Below are 13,378 nucleotides of genomic sequence, written 5' to 3' on the forward strand. Positions count from 1 at the left end.
ACCCTGACCGCATGAGCGACCCCGCACCGCGTGCGTCACAGCGACTCGTCATCAAGACCACGGCAGGCACGGAGCGTCCGGAGGCGACGAACCAGGCCTTCACCGTCGCTGCCGCCGCGATCGCCGCGGGCGTCGAGGTGAGCCTGTGGCTCACGGGCGAGTCAGCATGGTTCGCCCTCCCCGGACGCGCCGCCGAGCTCGTGCTCGAGCACGCCGCTCCCCTGCCCGACCTCCTCGAGACGCTCCTCGAGGCCGGGACCGTCACGCTCTGCACCCAGTGCGCGGCCCGCCGCGGCATCGGGCCGGACGACGTGCTCCCGGGCGTGCGGATCGCGGGAGCGCCCCGCTTCGTCGAGGAGATCATGGCGCCCGGCACGCAGGCACTCGTCTACTAGGCGATGAGCAGCCGGCCGACGACGTAGACGAGGATCCCGCCCACCGCCACCGGCAGCACGATCGCGGCGAGCGCCGCACGAGGGCTGCGCAGCTCCGGCAGGCGGTCGAAGAGCAGGTGCAGCGCAACGACGAGCCCGCCCGTGACGAGCCCCGTCCAGATGCCGCTCAGCCACGTGGTTCCCGGCATGACGTAGCCGACCGCCACCCCGGCCGCGACGGCGACCGCGACGGTCGCGGTGAGGACGAGCGGCAGCGCCAGCCGGACCGCGGAGACTGCGGACGCCGCGGCGATCGACACCGCACAGCACACGACGAGCGACGTCCCGTCGTCGGACTTGTCCGACGCGATCCACCCCGCCGTGCACGCGGCGACCACGAGCCCGCTCACGCCGCCGCACAACGACTCGACGAGGCGTTCGCGCCCGTCCGCCCGCAACAGCTCGTTGATGAACGCCAGCAGCACGCCCATCGCGATGACGAGCGGCAGGTACCGCAACCACGGGTCCGTGTACGTCACCTGCACCGCGGCGAGCGCACCGAGGCCCGGGAGGACGACGACGAGGAAGGATCCGCCCGGGGCGGGCAGACCCAGGAGCGACGCCCACCCGAGCGCGAAGAGGACGACGAGGACCGCCAGGACGACCAGGAGCGCGACGCCTCCGAGGTACGCACCGCAGGCGATGGCGGCGGCCGCACAGGCCGTGGCGACTGCGCGCGACGAGAGATTCACAGGCCCGAGTCTCCCAGATTCGACGGGTCCCGCCCCACCCGCGGCAGTGAGCATGGAACAATCGGGGCCGAGCAGGGTCCGCGCGAGCGACACCCCGAGCTCCGGCGTCCATCGCATTCCGGTGGTCGCCCGTCGGAGAAGAGGTGAATCTCATGGCCACGTTGCTGCTCCTCACACCCACCGCGGGTGGGTCCGCGCAGGTCCTTCCCGCGCTGGGGCTCCTCACCCACCGGATCCGCGTGCTGCCCATGGAGCCGTCGGCCCTCGTGGACGCCCCGGACTCGGACGTCGTGCTCATCGACGCGCGTCGGGACCTTGCGGGTGCCCGGACCACCTGCCGGCTGCTGCGTGCCACCGGCCTGAGCATCCCGATCGTCCTCATCCTCACCGAGGGCGGGCTCATGGTCGTCACCGCCGAGTGGGGCGCGGACGACATGCTGCTCGACAGCGCCACCCCCGCGGAGGTCGACGCCCGGCTGCGGCTCGCCCGCGAGCGCAGCACGCACGGTGGCGCGCAGGACCAGCCCGAGGAGATCTCCTCCGGCGAGCTCATGATCGACGCGAGCGGGTACACCGCCCGTCTGCGCGGCACCCCGCTCGACCTCACGTACAAGGAGTTCGAGCTCCTCAAGTACCTCGTCCAGCACCCGGGTCGTGTCTTCACGCGCGCCCAGCTGCTCCAGGAGGTCTGGGGCTACGACTACTACGGGGGCACCCGGACCGTCGACGTCCACGTGCGTCGCCTGCGGGCCAAGCTCGGCCCCGAGTTCGAGCAGCTCATCGGCACGGTGCGCAACGTCGGCTACCGCTTCGACGCACCCAAGGACCGTCGAGCCGCGCAGGTGGCTGACACCCTCGCGCTCGACGCCGCGGAGCTGGCAGCGAGGGAGCGTGAGGTCTCGGACGTCCCCGACCCGGGGCCGTCGGCCACGGAACCCGTCCGGTGACCTCGGACTACAGCGACGTCCTCATTCCCGGCGACTGGCGGCACGAGTTCGTCCCCGCGAACGGGGCGCGCTTCCACGTGGCACTGGCGGGGCCGACAGACCCGAGGGCGCCGCTCGTCGTGCTGCTCCACACCTTCCCGCAGTTCTGGTGGGCCTGGCGCGCGCAGCTCGTCGCCCTCGGCGAGGCGGGATACCGGGTGGCCGCGCTGGACCTGCGCGGCACCGGAGCCTCCGACAAGCCCCCGCTCGGCTACGACGTGCCCAGTCGCACCCGCGACGTCGCCGGCGTCATCCGTTCGCTCGGTGCGGAGCGCGCCACGATCGTCGGGCACGGTCTCGGCGGGACCGTCGCGTGGGCGATGGCCGCCCTCCAACCCGTCGTGACGTCCGCCGTCGGTGCGGTCAGTGCGCCCCACCCCGGCGTGCTCCACCTGCCGCTGCGGAGCGTGCTCACGCGCCGGGGGGCGGCCCGGTTCGCCTACCTGCAGCTCCCGGTCGTCCCCGAACGCGCACTGGCTCGCGGGGACCTCCTCGCCACCCTCCTGCGTGAGTGGAGCGTCGCCCCGTGGTCCGACGAGGCGATGGAGACCTACCAGACCGCGATGCGTGTCCCGTTCGCGGCGCACAGCTGCCTCGACGCGGTGCGCTGGTTCGCACGCACGTCCTCGACGGCCAGCGGCCGCCGGTTCCTCGCTGCCGTGCGGGCGCCGATCGACGTCCCGGTGCTGCAGCTGCACGGCGAGGCCGATCCGCTCGCGCGGCTCGAGGTGGCCGACCTCGAGAGCTCGGCGTTGTGCCGGGACCTGCGGTTCGAGGTCGTGCCGGGGGCAGGGCACTTCCTCCCCGAGGAGGCGCCCGACGCCGTCTCCGAGCTCCTCCTCGACTGGCTCGGGAGCATCCCGGACCGCGCGGTCAGCTGGACCTGAGCAGGCCGCTGGCGATCTCCGGGTCCGTCTCGCCGACGCCGTAGGACGGGCACAGCGCGGCGACGGGGCACGCCCCGCACGCCGGGCGCCGCGCGAAGCACACCCGCCGCCCGTGGAAGATGACCCGGTGCGAGAAGACGGTCCAGTCCCTCTTCGCGATGAGCGCGGCGATCTCGTGCTCCACCCGCACGGGGTCCTCGCTCGTCGTCCACCCCCACCGCCTCACGAGGCGACCGACGTGGGTGTCGACGGTGATGCCCGGGACGCCGAACGCGTCCCCGAGCACGACGTTCGCGGTCTTGCGTCCGACGCCCGGGAGCGAGACGAGGTCGTCGAGACGTGCCGGGACCTCCCCGCCGAACCGCTCGACGAGCGCGACCCCGATCCCCGACAGCGCTCGGGCTTTGGGCCGGTAGAACCCCGTCGAGCGGATGAGCTCCTCGATCTCCGCCGGGTCCGCCGCGGCGTACGCCGCGGCGTCGGGGAACCGCGCGAAGAGTGCGGGGGTGACCTGGTTGACGCGCTTGTCCGTGCACTGGGCCGACAGGACCGTGGCGACGAGCAGCTGCAGGGGGGACGTGAAGTCGAGCTCGCAGCGGGCGTCGGGGTGCACGGCGGCGAGCTCGCGGTTCATCCGTCGGGCCCGGCGCACGAGAGCCAGCGGCGGGCCGGGACGCTCAGCGCCGCCTGTGCTCGGCATCGGGGCCTCCGTCTGGTCGCGCGCGTGATGACGGTCTCAGGGTCTCGACGCTCAAGAACCGGTCCGTCCCTGCCGAAAATCTAGTACACGCATCACACGTCGACGTCAGGAGGTCACCAGTGCTGCTGCCCGACGGCTGGCGAGCCGACACCGAGCTGGCGGAGATCCGCCGGACGCACCGCATCCTGCGGCACGAGGTCACCCAGATCGCCCACTGGCGCCGCCTTCTGCGCGCACGCCTCGACCTCACGGTCGCCCGAGCGGTCCTGCCGGACCGGCTGGGTGACGACGCCGCGGCGCACCTCGAGGCGGACGTCACCGCGCCGGTCGTGCCCTACAGCCACCTCGTGGACCTCACTCGCGGCACGGGTGAAGCGTTCCCCGTGGACGATCTCCCCCGCCTGCGCAGCGCGGACGCCTCGCTGTCGATCTACGAGGGGCAGGTGCGGGCTGCGCTCATGGTCGCCACGGATCTGCTCGTCGCGCACCTCAGCCAGGACCCCGCGTCCCCCGCGGTCGCGCTCGCCACCTGACGTCCTGCGGCGACCCACCACCGCGTCCCGGCGCGCTCGCGGCACGGCAGCGGCGCCCATGAGGCAGACTGTGGGGACAAGCTCGCCCGCTACTCGCGTGAAGGACGTCCGCGTGGATAACGAAGATGTTGTGCTCACCGCCCCGCTGTTCGCCACGATGGCTGACGACGAGACACGAGCCCTCCTGGCGTCGATGACACGGATAGACCTGGCGCGCGGCGACGTCCTGTTCAGCGAGGGCGAGCCGGGCGACCGGCTCTACGTCATCAGCGAGGGCAAGATCAAGCTCGGCCGCAGCTCCGGTGACGGCCGCGAGAACCTGCTCGCGGTGCTCGGCCCCGGCGAGATGTTCGGCGAGCTCTCCCTGTTCGACCCGGGCCCGCGCTCGCTCACCGCCAGCGCGGTGTCCGACTCCGTCCTCCACGAGCTCGGCCACGCGGCGCTCGTCACAGCGCTCGAGGAGAACCCCGGCGTCGCGAAGCACCTGCTGACCGCACTCGCGCGCCGCCTGCGCCGGACGAACGAGGCCCTCGCGGACCTCGTCTTCTCCGACGTCCCCGGTCGCGTCGCGAAGGCGCTGCTCGACCTGTCGAAGCGGTTCGGCGAGCCGGTGGACGAGGGTATCCGCGTGGCGCACGACCTCACGCAGGAGGAGCTGGCACAGCTCGTCGGCGCATCCCGCGAGACGGTGAACAAGGCCCTCGCCGACTTCTCGAGCCGCGGGTGGGTGCGCCGTGAGGGCCGCGCCGTCGTGCTCCTCGATCTCGACCGCCTGGAGCGTCGCGCTCGCTGACCGCGGCGACGAGCGTCAGGCCTCGTCGAACTCCACGACGATCTCGACCTCCACCGGGGAGTCGAGGGGCAGGACCGCGACTCCGACGGCGCTGCGCGCGTGGACCCCGGCCTCGCCCAGGACCTCGTGCAGCAGCGCGCTCGCTCCGTCCACGACCGCGGGCTGTCCCGTGAACGACGGGTCGCTCGCCACGAATCCGACGAGCTTGACGACGCGCGTGACGCGGTCCAACGAGCCGATCTGCGCCCGGACGGCTGCCAGGGCGTTGAGCACCGCGGTGCGCGCCAGAGCCGTGGCGACCGCCGGCTCGACGAACCCGGGTCCGTCGCCGACCTTGCCTGTCACGGGCAGCACGCCGTCCACGAAGGGCAGCTGGCCCGACGTCCAGACCTGGCCGCGCGAGCACACGGCCGGGACGTACGCGGCGACCGGAGCGGCGACCTCGGGGAGCTCGATGCCGAGCTCTGCGAGGCGCGCCGCCACGGTCCCCGTCTCGCTCCCGCGCGTCACGCTGACGTACCCGTGGGCCGCTTGAGGTAGGCGACCAGACCGTTGCCGTCGGGCCCGGTGACGACCTGGACGAGCTCCCAGCCGTCAGAACCCCAGTTGTCGAGGATCTGCTTCGTCGCGTGGATGATGAGCGGAACTGTCGCGTACTCCCATGTCTGTGCCATGTACCGAGCGTAGTGTGCATGCACACACAACCCGCACACCGGACGCCACGAGAGGCCTCGATCGCCGAGGGCCCCTCCCGTACCCTGAGACCATGGCAAACTCTGGTCACGAGGGGACTGCTGCGTCTTCCTCCGCCGCGTCTCGGCCCACCGTCTCCCTGAACCTGTTCCAGGTTCTCGCCCTCCTGCTCGCGTTCCTGCTGCTCTCGGTCGTGGGTGGGGTGCTCGCAGCCGGGATCATCGTGCCGGTCGCTGCCGGCGCGAGCGCCGTGACGCGCGGGACGGTCGGGGCGTTCGACGACCTGCCGACCGAGCTCGAGCCCGGCACCCTGGCCGAGGCCTCCTACGTCTACGCGAGCGATGGTCAGACGCTCCTTGCCACGTACTACTCCCAGAACCGGGTCGTCGTGCCCGCCGAGAAGATGTCGCAGTACCTCCGTGACGCGGTCGTGGCCATCGAGGACAAGCGCTTCTACCAGCACAGCGGCATCGACGCCGAGGGGATGCTCCGCGCCGTGATGGCGAACCTCGCCTCCGGCAAGACGGAGCAGGGAGGATCGACGCTCACCCAGCAGTACGTGAAGAACGTGCTCATCGAGAAGGCGTACGCGGAGGGTGACACCGCCGGTGTGAACGCCGCACAGGCCAAGACGGAAGCACGCAAGCTCCGTGAGGCCAAGCTCGCCATCGCCATCGAGGACCGCATGACGAAGGACGAGATCCTCACCAACTATCTCAACATCGCGCAGTTCGGTGTCTCGGTGAACGGGGTCGAGGCGGCGGCACAGCGGTACTTCGGCAAGACCGCCGCGGACGTGACGATCGCGGAGGCCGCGACGATCGTGGGGACGACGAAGGCGCCCGGTACCTACGACCCGATCCAGAACACCGACAAGGCGCAGGAACGGCGCAACGTCGTCCTCAGCGAGATGTTCAAGCAGGGCAAGATCACGAAGGAGGAGCACGACGCCGCGCGTGCGACCCCCCTCGCCGAGAACCTCAACGTGCAACCGATCACCCAGGGGTGCGCGGGTGCCGGGGGCGCGGCCTACTTCTGCGACTACGTCACCCAGGTGATGACGAAGGACCCCGTCTTCGGGGAGACCTTGAAGGAGCGCCAGGACCTCCTCTACCGCGGCGGTCTCACCATCATCACGACGATCGACCTCAACGCCCAGGCGATCGCTGACGAAGAGGTGCGCAACGCGGTCTCCGTCGACGACCCCCAGGGGTTCGCCTCGTCGCTCGTCTCGGTCCAGCCCGGCACGGGCAAGATCCTCACGATGGCGCAGAACCGCACCTTCAGCACGGACAAGGCCCCGCCGCCCGGCTCCACCTCCGTCAACTACAGCACGGACCGGGACCACGGTGGGTCGCGCGGCTTCCAGCCGGGCTCGACGTTCAAGACCTTCGTCCTCGCCCAGTGGCTCAAGGAGGGCCGGACGCTGAACGAATCGGTGAGCGCCGCCTCCAGGGAGTGGAAGGGCACCGACTTCAAGGCCACCACCTGCACGAACTTCGCGGGTTCCACGTGGAACCCGAAGAACTGGGACGGCCAGGGCAGCGGCAACAACACAGTGCTTCAGGCGACCGCCCTGTCGATCAACACGGCGTACGCCTCGATGTCCAGCCAGGTCAACCTCTGCGGCGTCGCACAGCTCGCGCACGACGTCGGCTTCCGGCCCGCGAACCTGGAGACCGAGGTGGGCGACGCCGTCGCGGTGCGCATGGGCATGACGCTCGGGACCCAGGAGACGTCGCCGCTCTCGATGGCGAACGCCTACGCGACCTTCGCGGCGGGCGGGATCCACTGCAACCCGATCGCCATCACCTCCGTCACCGACCGCGACGGGAACCAGCTCCCGATCCCGCAGGCGGGGTGCGCGAAGGTGGAGGGCCTGGACCCCGCCGTGGTCAACGGCGTGAACCACGGCCTGCAGGCCGTCCTCGGTCCGGGCGGCGGTGCTGCGAAGGCCCGTCTCGCCGCTCACTCGGCAGCCGGGAAGACAGGCACGACCAACAACAACGCAGACAACTGGTTCGTCGGCTACACGCCCGCGATGTCCACGGCGTTCTGGATGGGCCACCCGGACGACAAGTCGATCACGCTCCAGAACGTGCGGATCAACGGGGTCCAGCATCGGATGGTCTACGGCTCCACCATCGCGGCCCCGACGTGGAAGCGGTACATGGACCGCGTGCTCGCCGGGACCCCCGACATCCCCTTCGCCGCCGTCGGCCAGGCGCAGCTCGGCGGCCAGCCCGCCGCTCCCAAGACGCCCCGTCGCGCCCCCAAGCCACCGTCCACTCCCGCGGTGCCGCCGCCCGTCGCCGTCCAGCCGGGCGACGGTGCCGGGCAGCCCACGGGCTGACGGCGTGACCGAGACACGACGGACCGTGGCGCGCGTCACGGCCGGACTCGTCGCGGCGGGTGTCGGGGCTCTCACCTGGGCGCACCACGAGTCGAGCCTCTACACGCTGCGGGAGGTGACGCTCCCGGTGCTCCCGGCGGGTCAGCGCGACCTGCGCGTCCTGCACATCTCCGACCTGCACCTCACGCCGACGCAGGAGTCGAAGATCGCCTGGGTCCGCTCCTTGGCCGACCTGCGCCCCGACCTCGTCGTCGACACCGGTGACAACATGGCGCACGTCCATGCGCTGGAGCCCCTGCTGTTCGCGCTGCAGCCGTTGCTCGAGCTGCCTGGCGCGTTCGTCATGGGCTCGAACGACTACTACGCGCCCGTGTTCAAGAGCCCGTTGCGCTACCTGCTCCCGGATGCACGCATGCCGCGTCCGCGGGAGGCCCTCGACCTGCCTGCCGACGAGCTGGGAGCACGGATGCGCGCGGCGGGGTGGAAGGACCTCACGAACCGGCGCGACGTCGCCGTCGCGGACGGACGCCGCATCGCCCTCGTCGGTGTCGACGACCCGCACCTCGATCGCGACGTGTTCCCCGGCGCCACAGAACCTGGCGCGGGGGCCCCGCCCGCGGTCGACCTGCGCCTGGGAGTGAGCCACGCCCCGTACCGGCGCGTGCTGGACCAGATGCACGCGGACGCGTCGGACGTCATCATCGCGGGGCACACGCACGGGGGTCAGCTGTGCCTCCCGTTCTTCGGTGCGCTGGTCACGAACTGCGACCTCGACCGACGCCGCGCCAAGGGTCTGCACGGATGGCCGGGGCCGCGGCCGGACGCACCGGGGGGCACGGACTCGGCCTGGTTGCACGTCAGCGCGGGCCTCGGCACCTCGCCGTACGCGCCCGTGCGGTTCGCGTGCCGACCCGAGGCCACGCTCCTCACCCTGACGGCTGCCTGACGGCTGCTCGGTTTCGTCGCACGGGCTGTTGTCCGCTATCCTAGGCAGGCCCCAACCGCGCATCACTGGTGGTGGGGCGTGTGCGCGAGCACACCGGGGTGTGGCGCAGCTTGGTAGCGCGCGTCGTTCGGGACGACGAGGTCGCAGGTTCAAATCCTGTCACCCCGACCAGCACAGCACAGAGGGCATCTCCCCCGGGAGATGCCCTCTGGTGTTTCTGGGCCCGCGCCCGATGCCGCAGCTGCTGGGCCTCCGGCCAGCACCGCTGCGGTGTCAGGCCCCTGCCCGACGCGCGCGCACCGCCGCCGCCAGCTCCCCGAGCAGCCCAGCGGTCGTGTCCCAGTCGATGCAGGCGTCGGTGACCGACTGGCCGTAGGTGAGCCCCGACGGTGCCGGGTCCTGTCGGCCGGCGACGAGGAAGCTCTCCATCATCACTCCGGCGACGCCCCCGTTCCCCGCGCCGACGGACGAGGCGATCTCTCGCACGACCTCGGCCTGGCGCACGTGAGACTTGCCGGAGTTGCCGTGGCTCGCATCGATGACGAGACGCGGCTCGAGGCCGGCGCCCCGCACGACGTCGAGCGCCGCGGCCACGGACGTGTCGTCGTAGTTCGGTCCGCCGCGCCCGCCGCGCAGGATGACGTGGCAGTCGGGGTTACCGCTCGTCGCGACCGCAGCCGCGCGTCCCTGTCCGTCGATGCCGAAGAACGTGTGCTCGGCCGCGGCCGTGACGCACCCGTCCACGGCTGCCTGCACGTCGCCGTCGGTGGCGTTCTTGAAGCCGATCGGCATGGAGAGCCCGGATGCGAGCTGGCGGTGCACCTGGCTCTCCGGGTTGCGGGCACCGATCGCGCCCCACGAGACGGCATCGGCGATGTACTGCGGGCTCGTCGGCTCGAGGAACTCGCACGCGGCAGGAACACGTTCGGCGAGGACGCCCAGGAGCACCTCCCGGGCGAGCGCGAGCCCGAGGTGCACGTCGAACGACTCGTCCATGCCGGGGTCGTTGATGAGCCCTTTCCACCCGACCGTCGTGCGCGGCTTCTCGAAGTAGACGCGCATGACGATGCACAGGTCGTCGGACAGCTCGCTGGCGACCGTCGCGAGGCGGCGGGCGTAGTCGAGCGCGGCCTCGGGGTCGTGCACGGAGCAGGGGCCGACGATGACGAGCAGCCGGTCGTCCGTGCCGGCGAGGACGCTGCGCACCTCGGTGCGGCTGCGCTCGACGAGCTCCGCGGCCTCGGTGGGCAGCGGCTGCTCCGCACGCACCTGGTCCGGGGCCGGCAGGGGCTCGAGGGCACGGATGCGCAGGTCGCTCGTCAGCATGGAGGCATCGGCGTCGGACGGCGTGGTGGGGTCGAGTGCGTCGATGGGCATGGGGTGGGGCTCCGATCCTGGTCTGGGTGCTCAGACGGAGCCGCGCGCAGGCCGACCGGAGGGGACGGAGTCGGCTCTCGTCTGAATGACGAAGGGCCGAGACGCGTCTGCGTCTCAGCCCTGTGCTGGCTCCGGTGGGTCGGTCGGTCAGGCGTTCGCCCGCTCAGCCCCACCAGGAGCCAGCGTAAAGCGCCAATACCAACGTTGTCCGGTCACGCGCAGCACGCTAGCACACAGCACGGGGGCGGATAGGCTCGAGACATGCCGATCCCCCCGTTCGTCACTGCCCTGCGCGCCCACGTCGGTACGTCCCCCTTGTGGTTGCCGGGAGTGAGCGGGGTCGTGCTCGACGACGCCGGTCGCGTCCTGCTCGCGCAGCGCTCCGACACCCACGCGTGGACGGTCATCAGCGGCATCGTCGAACCGGGCGAGGAACCCGCACGCGCGCTGGTGCGGGAGATCCTCGAGGAGACCGGCGTGGACGCGCGCGTCGAGGCGTTCTCCGCCCTGAGCGTCACCGAGGAGATCGTGTACGAGAACGGCGACCGCGGCCAGTACGTCGACATGTGCTTCGTGTGCCGTCCGACGAGCCCCGCGAGCGCGGCGGCGGCGCACGTCGGGGACGACGAGGCTGTCGCCGTCGGGTGGTTCTCCCCGGACGACCTGCCCACCGGCCTCACGGAGTCCTCGCGCGACCGCATCCGGTGGAGCCTGGCGTTCCTCGCCGACCCGTCCGCGGGGCCGCGCTTCGCGCGCTGAGCCCGGCGCCACCGGTCTCCGCGGCGGGGACGGCAGCCGCCCGGTCAGCCCATGGCGGGCGCGATCGGCACCCGTCGCGCGACAAGCCAGTATGCCAGCGTCACCGCGGCGAGGACGATCACCGCGAGTGCGACCCGCACGCCCACGGCGTCGGGGGGCGTGACGATCAGCCAGTCGCCTCGTGTGCGGACCATGCCGCTGGCGACGAGCACGGGCGTCGCGGTGACGACCAGGGCCACCGTGCCGGTCCCCGCTCCGAACCGGTAGTAGACGATCCCGACGAGGAGCCCGGGGAGTCCCCCTGCTGCGAAGACGATGAGGTGCTGGGCAAGGACGGGCAGCACCTGGTCCGTGGAGGTGAACAGGCCCGCGCCCGAGAAGGCGTGCGTCCACCCGGCTGCGCCGTACACGAGTCGCTCCACCTGCAGGAGGACCGTCAGGACGACGGCATACACGCCTGCCGTGAGCAGCACCCCGAGGATCGACGCCCGGACGAACGCCCGGCGGGTGACCCCCGCGGCGACGTGCACGGGCAGGTGCTGGGTCGTCACGTAGGTCGCGATGGCGAAGGTGAACCACATGCCGACCTGGGCCGCGATCGCGAGGACAGAGCTGTCGACAGTGCCGTACCGGTCCCGCAGGACGCCGATCACGACAGCGACGACGAGGGCCACGCCCCAGAACCACGCGGCCACGAAGAGGTTGACCTCCATGAGCATCCGCAGCGACCGTCGCGCCTGCGAACGTTCCAGTGCCTGCATGGTCATGCCTCCTTCTCGCCGTGCTGAGATGTGTCCGTGCGATGCTCCGGGTGCTCGGTGAGATGGACGACGAGGTCCTGGAGCCCGACTCGCCCCACCTCGACCTGCGTCCGCCGTGCGTGCTCGACGACGTGCGCGGTCACCTCCCCGTACACGGTCACCTCGCTGGTGCCGCCGAGCGCCCGACGTCCGACGACATCGAGGCCCGCCGCGGCCACCACCGCGTCCACGGCAGCGGCAGGACCGGTGAGCGTGGCGCCACGGCTTCGGAGCGCCTGCGCCTCGTCCGCGACGAGGAGCCGACCGCGGTGGAGGATCGCCACGTTCTCCAGCAGCCGCTCGAGCTCACCGATGAGGTGGCTCGAGACGACGAACGTCCGGGGATGAGCGATGTAGTCCGCCAGGAGGGCGTCGTAGAAGGCGTAGCGGGAGGGCGCGTCCATGCCCAGGTGCACCTCGTCGAAGATGGTCAGCGGCGCACGAGCGGCGAGCCCGACGACGACCCCGAACGCGGAGCGCTGTCCCCGCGAGAGCGCGTTGACCTTCGACGTCGCGTCGATCTGGAAGAGGTCGACGAGCTCGTCGGCGTAGCCGCGGTCGAACGAGGGGCGCATCGCCTCGAAGAACCCGAGGTTGTCGCCGACCTTCTCGTCGGCCAGCACGTCGCCGCTCTCCCGGACGAAGCACACGCCCTCTGCGATCCGGGCGTTCTCGAAGGGGTCCTCGCCGTCGACGAGCACCCGACCCGAGCGGGGTCGGCGGAAGCCCGCTGCCAGGGACAGTGCGGTCGTCTTGCCGGAGCCGTTGCGGCCGAGCAGACCGTGCACGACGCCCGCGGCGAGGTCCAGGGTGAGCCCGTCGAGTGCCGGCGGACCGAAGGGGACCCGGACGTCCTCGAACCGGACCGCGTACCCGGGGGCGGTCGGTGCTGGCGTCATGGCCGGGCCCCCGCGTCCCGGATGTAGGCGACGAGCTCGTCGTCGGAGATCCCGAGCACCCGGGCCTGGTCGAGGACCGGCGCGAGGGTCTGGGAGTAGAAGCGGGACCGGTGCGCGGCCCGCAGCCGCTCGGCGGCGCCGTCGGCGACGAACATGCCGACGCCGCGCTGCTTGTAGAGCACGCCCTCGTCGACGAGCTCGGCGAACGCCTTGGCGGCCGTCGCGGGGTTGATCCGGTAGGTCGTGGCGTACTGCGTCGTGGACATCACCTGCTCCCCCTCCTCGAGGGTCCCCGCGAGCACGTCGCGACGGATCTGGTCGGCGATCTGCAGGTAGATGGGATCTCGCCCGTCGAACATCGCCCCTCCCCCGGTTGTTGTTCGGTGGTTCATTACACAAGTAATGAACCATGGAACCGGCCGGAGCGCAAGTGTCTCCACGAGAAGGTTGGCGCTGGAGTCCTGGCGGCCGCGGTCCCGGAGCCGGGCAGCGCCGTGAGCACACGTGCGACAGGCCCCCACCGCGT

At 71.6% G+C, this 13,378-nt stretch carries 16 protein-coding genes and 1 tRNA gene; 9 read left to right on the plus strand and 8 right to left on the minus strand.

What is annotated here, in order from left to right; genetic code table 11:
• Nucleotides 1-11: 11 nt before the first annotated feature.
• Nucleotides 12-395, plus strand: coding sequence for a DsrE family protein (locus AC54T1_RS11510; RefSeq protein ID WP_484345486.1), 384 nt, complete (start codon nt 12-14; stop codon nt 393-395).
• Here the strand turns inward: AC54T1_RS11510 and AC54T1_RS11515 are convergent.
• Complete coding sequence (locus AC54T1_RS11515; protein ID WP_496912013.1) at nt 392-1,126, minus strand: hypothetical protein; 735 nt, start codon at nt 1,124-1,126, stop codon at nt 392-394. The two genes, AC54T1_RS11510 and AC54T1_RS11515, sit on opposite strands and share 4 nt — an antisense overlap.
• 152 nt (nt 1,127-1,278) lie before the next feature.
• Between AC54T1_RS11515 and AC54T1_RS11520 the strand changes: the two genes are divergently transcribed.
• Nucleotides 1,279-2,073, plus strand: coding sequence for a winged helix-turn-helix transcriptional regulator (locus AC54T1_RS11520; RefSeq protein WP_484345484.1), 795 nt, complete (start codon nt 1,279-1,281; stop codon nt 2,071-2,073).
• Nucleotides 2,070-2,999 (plus strand): alpha/beta fold hydrolase, encoded by a 930-nt coding sequence (locus AC54T1_RS11525; protein WP_496912014.1) that lies wholly within the window; start codon nt 2,070-2,072, stop codon nt 2,997-2,999. Before AC54T1_RS11520 ends, AC54T1_RS11525 begins: the two co-directional genes overlap by 4 nt.
• Here AC54T1_RS11525 and nth read toward each other — a convergent pair.
• The gene (nth, locus tag AC54T1_RS11530) at nt 2,986-3,699 is read right to left on the minus strand and encodes an endonuclease III (protein ID WP_496912015.1); all 714 of its coding nucleotides are present in this window, start codon (nt 3,697-3,699) and stop codon (nt 2,986-2,988) included. The genes AC54T1_RS11525 and nth overlap by 14 nt on opposite strands.
• Nucleotides 3,700-3,818: 119 nt before the next feature.
• Between nth and AC54T1_RS11535 the strand changes: the two genes are divergently transcribed.
• Together AC54T1_RS11535 and AC54T1_RS11540 are read left to right on the plus strand one after the other, a co-directional pair.
• Entirely contained in the window at nt 3,819-4,232 is a 414-nt protein-coding gene (locus AC54T1_RS11535; protein ID WP_484345481.1) for a hypothetical protein, read from the plus strand.
• A 157-nt stretch (nt 4,233-4,389) separates the two neighbouring features.
• A complete protein-coding gene (locus AC54T1_RS11540; RefSeq protein ID WP_484345740.1) occupies nt 4,390-5,025 on the plus strand; it encodes a Crp/Fnr family transcriptional regulator in 636 nt (211 codons plus the stop codon).
• Between the two features lie 15 nt (nt 5,026-5,040).
• On the opposite strand, the gene AC54T1_RS11545 is transcribed toward AC54T1_RS11540, so the two are convergent.
• Together AC54T1_RS11545 and sp36 are read right to left on the minus strand one after the other, a co-directional pair.
• The gene (locus AC54T1_RS11545; protein ID WP_496912016.1) at nt 5,041-5,535 is read right to left on the minus strand and encodes a RidA family protein; all 495 of its coding nucleotides are present in this window, start codon (nt 5,533-5,535) and stop codon (nt 5,041-5,043) included.
• The gene (gene sp36, locus AC54T1_RS11550) at nt 5,532-5,699 is read right to left on the minus strand and encodes a Sp36 family protein (protein WP_484345479.1); all 168 of its coding nucleotides are present in this window, start codon (nt 5,697-5,699) and stop codon (nt 5,532-5,534) included. Before sp36 ends, AC54T1_RS11545 begins: the two co-directional genes overlap by 4 nt.
• A 92-nt stretch (nt 5,700-5,791) precedes the next feature.
• Here sp36 and AC54T1_RS11555 point away from each other — a divergent pair, with 92 nt between their 5' ends.
• The 3 genes from AC54T1_RS11555 to AC54T1_RS11565 all read left to right on the plus strand — a co-directional run bounded on the left by AC54T1_RS11555 (nt 5,792) and on the right by AC54T1_RS11565 (nt 9,188).
• Entirely contained in the window at nt 5,792-8,071 is a 2,280-nt protein-coding gene (locus AC54T1_RS11555) for a transglycosylase domain-containing protein (RefSeq protein WP_496912017.1), read from the plus strand.
• A 4-nt stretch (nt 8,072-8,075) separates the two neighbouring features.
• Complete coding sequence (locus AC54T1_RS11560) at nt 8,076-9,017, plus strand: metallophosphoesterase (protein ID WP_496912018.1); 942 nt, start codon at nt 8,076-8,078, stop codon at nt 9,015-9,017.
• A gap of 94 nt (nt 9,018-9,111) precedes the next feature.
• Nucleotides 9,112-9,188 (plus strand) — tRNA-Pro (locus AC54T1_RS11565).
• A 102-nt stretch (nt 9,189-9,290) separates the two neighbouring features.
• Here the strand turns inward: AC54T1_RS11565 and AC54T1_RS11570 are convergent.
• Nucleotides 9,291-10,394 (minus strand): 3-deoxy-7-phosphoheptulonate synthase, encoded by a 1,104-nt coding sequence (locus AC54T1_RS11570; RefSeq protein ID WP_496912019.1) that lies wholly within the window; start codon nt 10,392-10,394, stop codon nt 9,291-9,293.
• Between the two features lie 261 nt (nt 10,395-10,655).
• Here AC54T1_RS11570 and AC54T1_RS11575 point away from each other — a divergent pair, with 261 nt between their 5' ends.
• Nucleotides 10,656-11,153, plus strand: a complete 498-nt coding sequence (locus AC54T1_RS11575; RefSeq protein ID WP_484345475.1) for an NUDIX hydrolase — start codon at nt 10,656-10,658, stop codon at nt 11,151-11,153.
• A gap of 44 nt (nt 11,154-11,197) precedes the next feature.
• On the opposite strand, the gene AC54T1_RS11580 is transcribed toward AC54T1_RS11575, so the two are convergent.
• From AC54T1_RS11580 to AC54T1_RS11590, 3 genes are read right to left on the minus strand one after another with little or no spacing between them, the layout of a single operon-like run.
• Nucleotides 11,198-11,920: a hypothetical protein gene (locus AC54T1_RS11580; protein WP_496912020.1), complete on the minus strand. Its 723-nt coding sequence runs from the start codon at nt 11,918-11,920 to the stop codon at nt 11,198-11,200.
• Nucleotides 11,917-12,852, minus strand: a complete 936-nt coding sequence (locus AC54T1_RS11585; protein ID WP_496912021.1) for an ATP-binding cassette domain-containing protein — start codon at nt 12,850-12,852, stop codon at nt 11,917-11,919. The genes AC54T1_RS11580 and AC54T1_RS11585 overlap by 4 nt, the downstream gene beginning before the upstream one ends.
• Nucleotides 12,849-13,211, minus strand: coding sequence for a GntR family transcriptional regulator (locus AC54T1_RS11590; protein ID WP_484345472.1), 363 nt, complete (start codon nt 13,209-13,211; stop codon nt 12,849-12,851). Before AC54T1_RS11590 ends, AC54T1_RS11585 begins: the two co-directional genes overlap by 4 nt.
• Between the last annotated feature and the right edge of the window lie 167 nt (nt 13,212-13,378).

The sequence above is a fragment of the Sanguibacter sp. Z41_6 genome (assembly GCF_059621145.1).

Bases quoted from the DNA above. Each gene is read 5' to 3' on its own strand.
- AC54T1_RS11580 (WP_496912020.1), bottom strand. From the start codon at position 11,920: ATGACCATGCAGGCACTGGAACGTTCGCAGGCGCGACGGTCGCTGCGG.
- AC54T1_RS11575 (WP_484345475.1), top strand. From the start codon at position 10,656: ATGCCGATCCCCCCGTTCGTCACTGCCCTGCGCGCCCACGTCGGTACG.
- AC54T1_RS11555 (WP_496912017.1), top strand. From the start codon at position 5,792: ATGGCAAACTCTGGTCACGAGGGGACTGCTGCGTCTTCCTCCGCCGCG.
- AC54T1_RS11570 (WP_496912019.1), bottom strand. From the start codon at position 10,394: ATGCCCATCGACGCACTCGACCCCACCACGCCGTCCGACGCCGATGCC.
- AC54T1_RS11520 (WP_484345484.1), top strand. From the start codon at position 1,279: ATGGCCACGTTGCTGCTCCTCACACCCACCGCGGGTGGGTCCGCGCAG.
- AC54T1_RS11585 (WP_496912021.1), bottom strand. From the start codon at position 12,852: ATGACGCCAGCACCGACCGCCCCCGGGTACGCGGTCCGGTTCGAGGAC.
- AC54T1_RS11510 (WP_484345486.1), top strand. From the start codon at position 12: ATGAGCGACCCCGCACCGCGTGCGTCACAGCGACTCGTCATCAAGACC.
- sp36 (WP_484345479.1), bottom strand. From the start codon at position 5,699: ATGGCACAGACATGGGAGTACGCGACAGTTCCGCTCATCATCCACGCG.
- nth (WP_496912015.1), bottom strand. From the start codon at position 3,699: ATGCCGAGCACAGGCGGCGCTGAGCGTCCCGGCCCGCCGCTGGCTCTC.
- AC54T1_RS11590 (WP_484345472.1), bottom strand. From the start codon at position 13,211: ATGTTCGACGGGCGAGATCCCATCTACCTGCAGATCGCCGACCAGATC.
- AC54T1_RS11540 (WP_484345740.1), top strand. From the start codon at position 4,390: ATGGCTGACGACGAGACACGAGCCCTCCTGGCGTCGATGACACGGATA.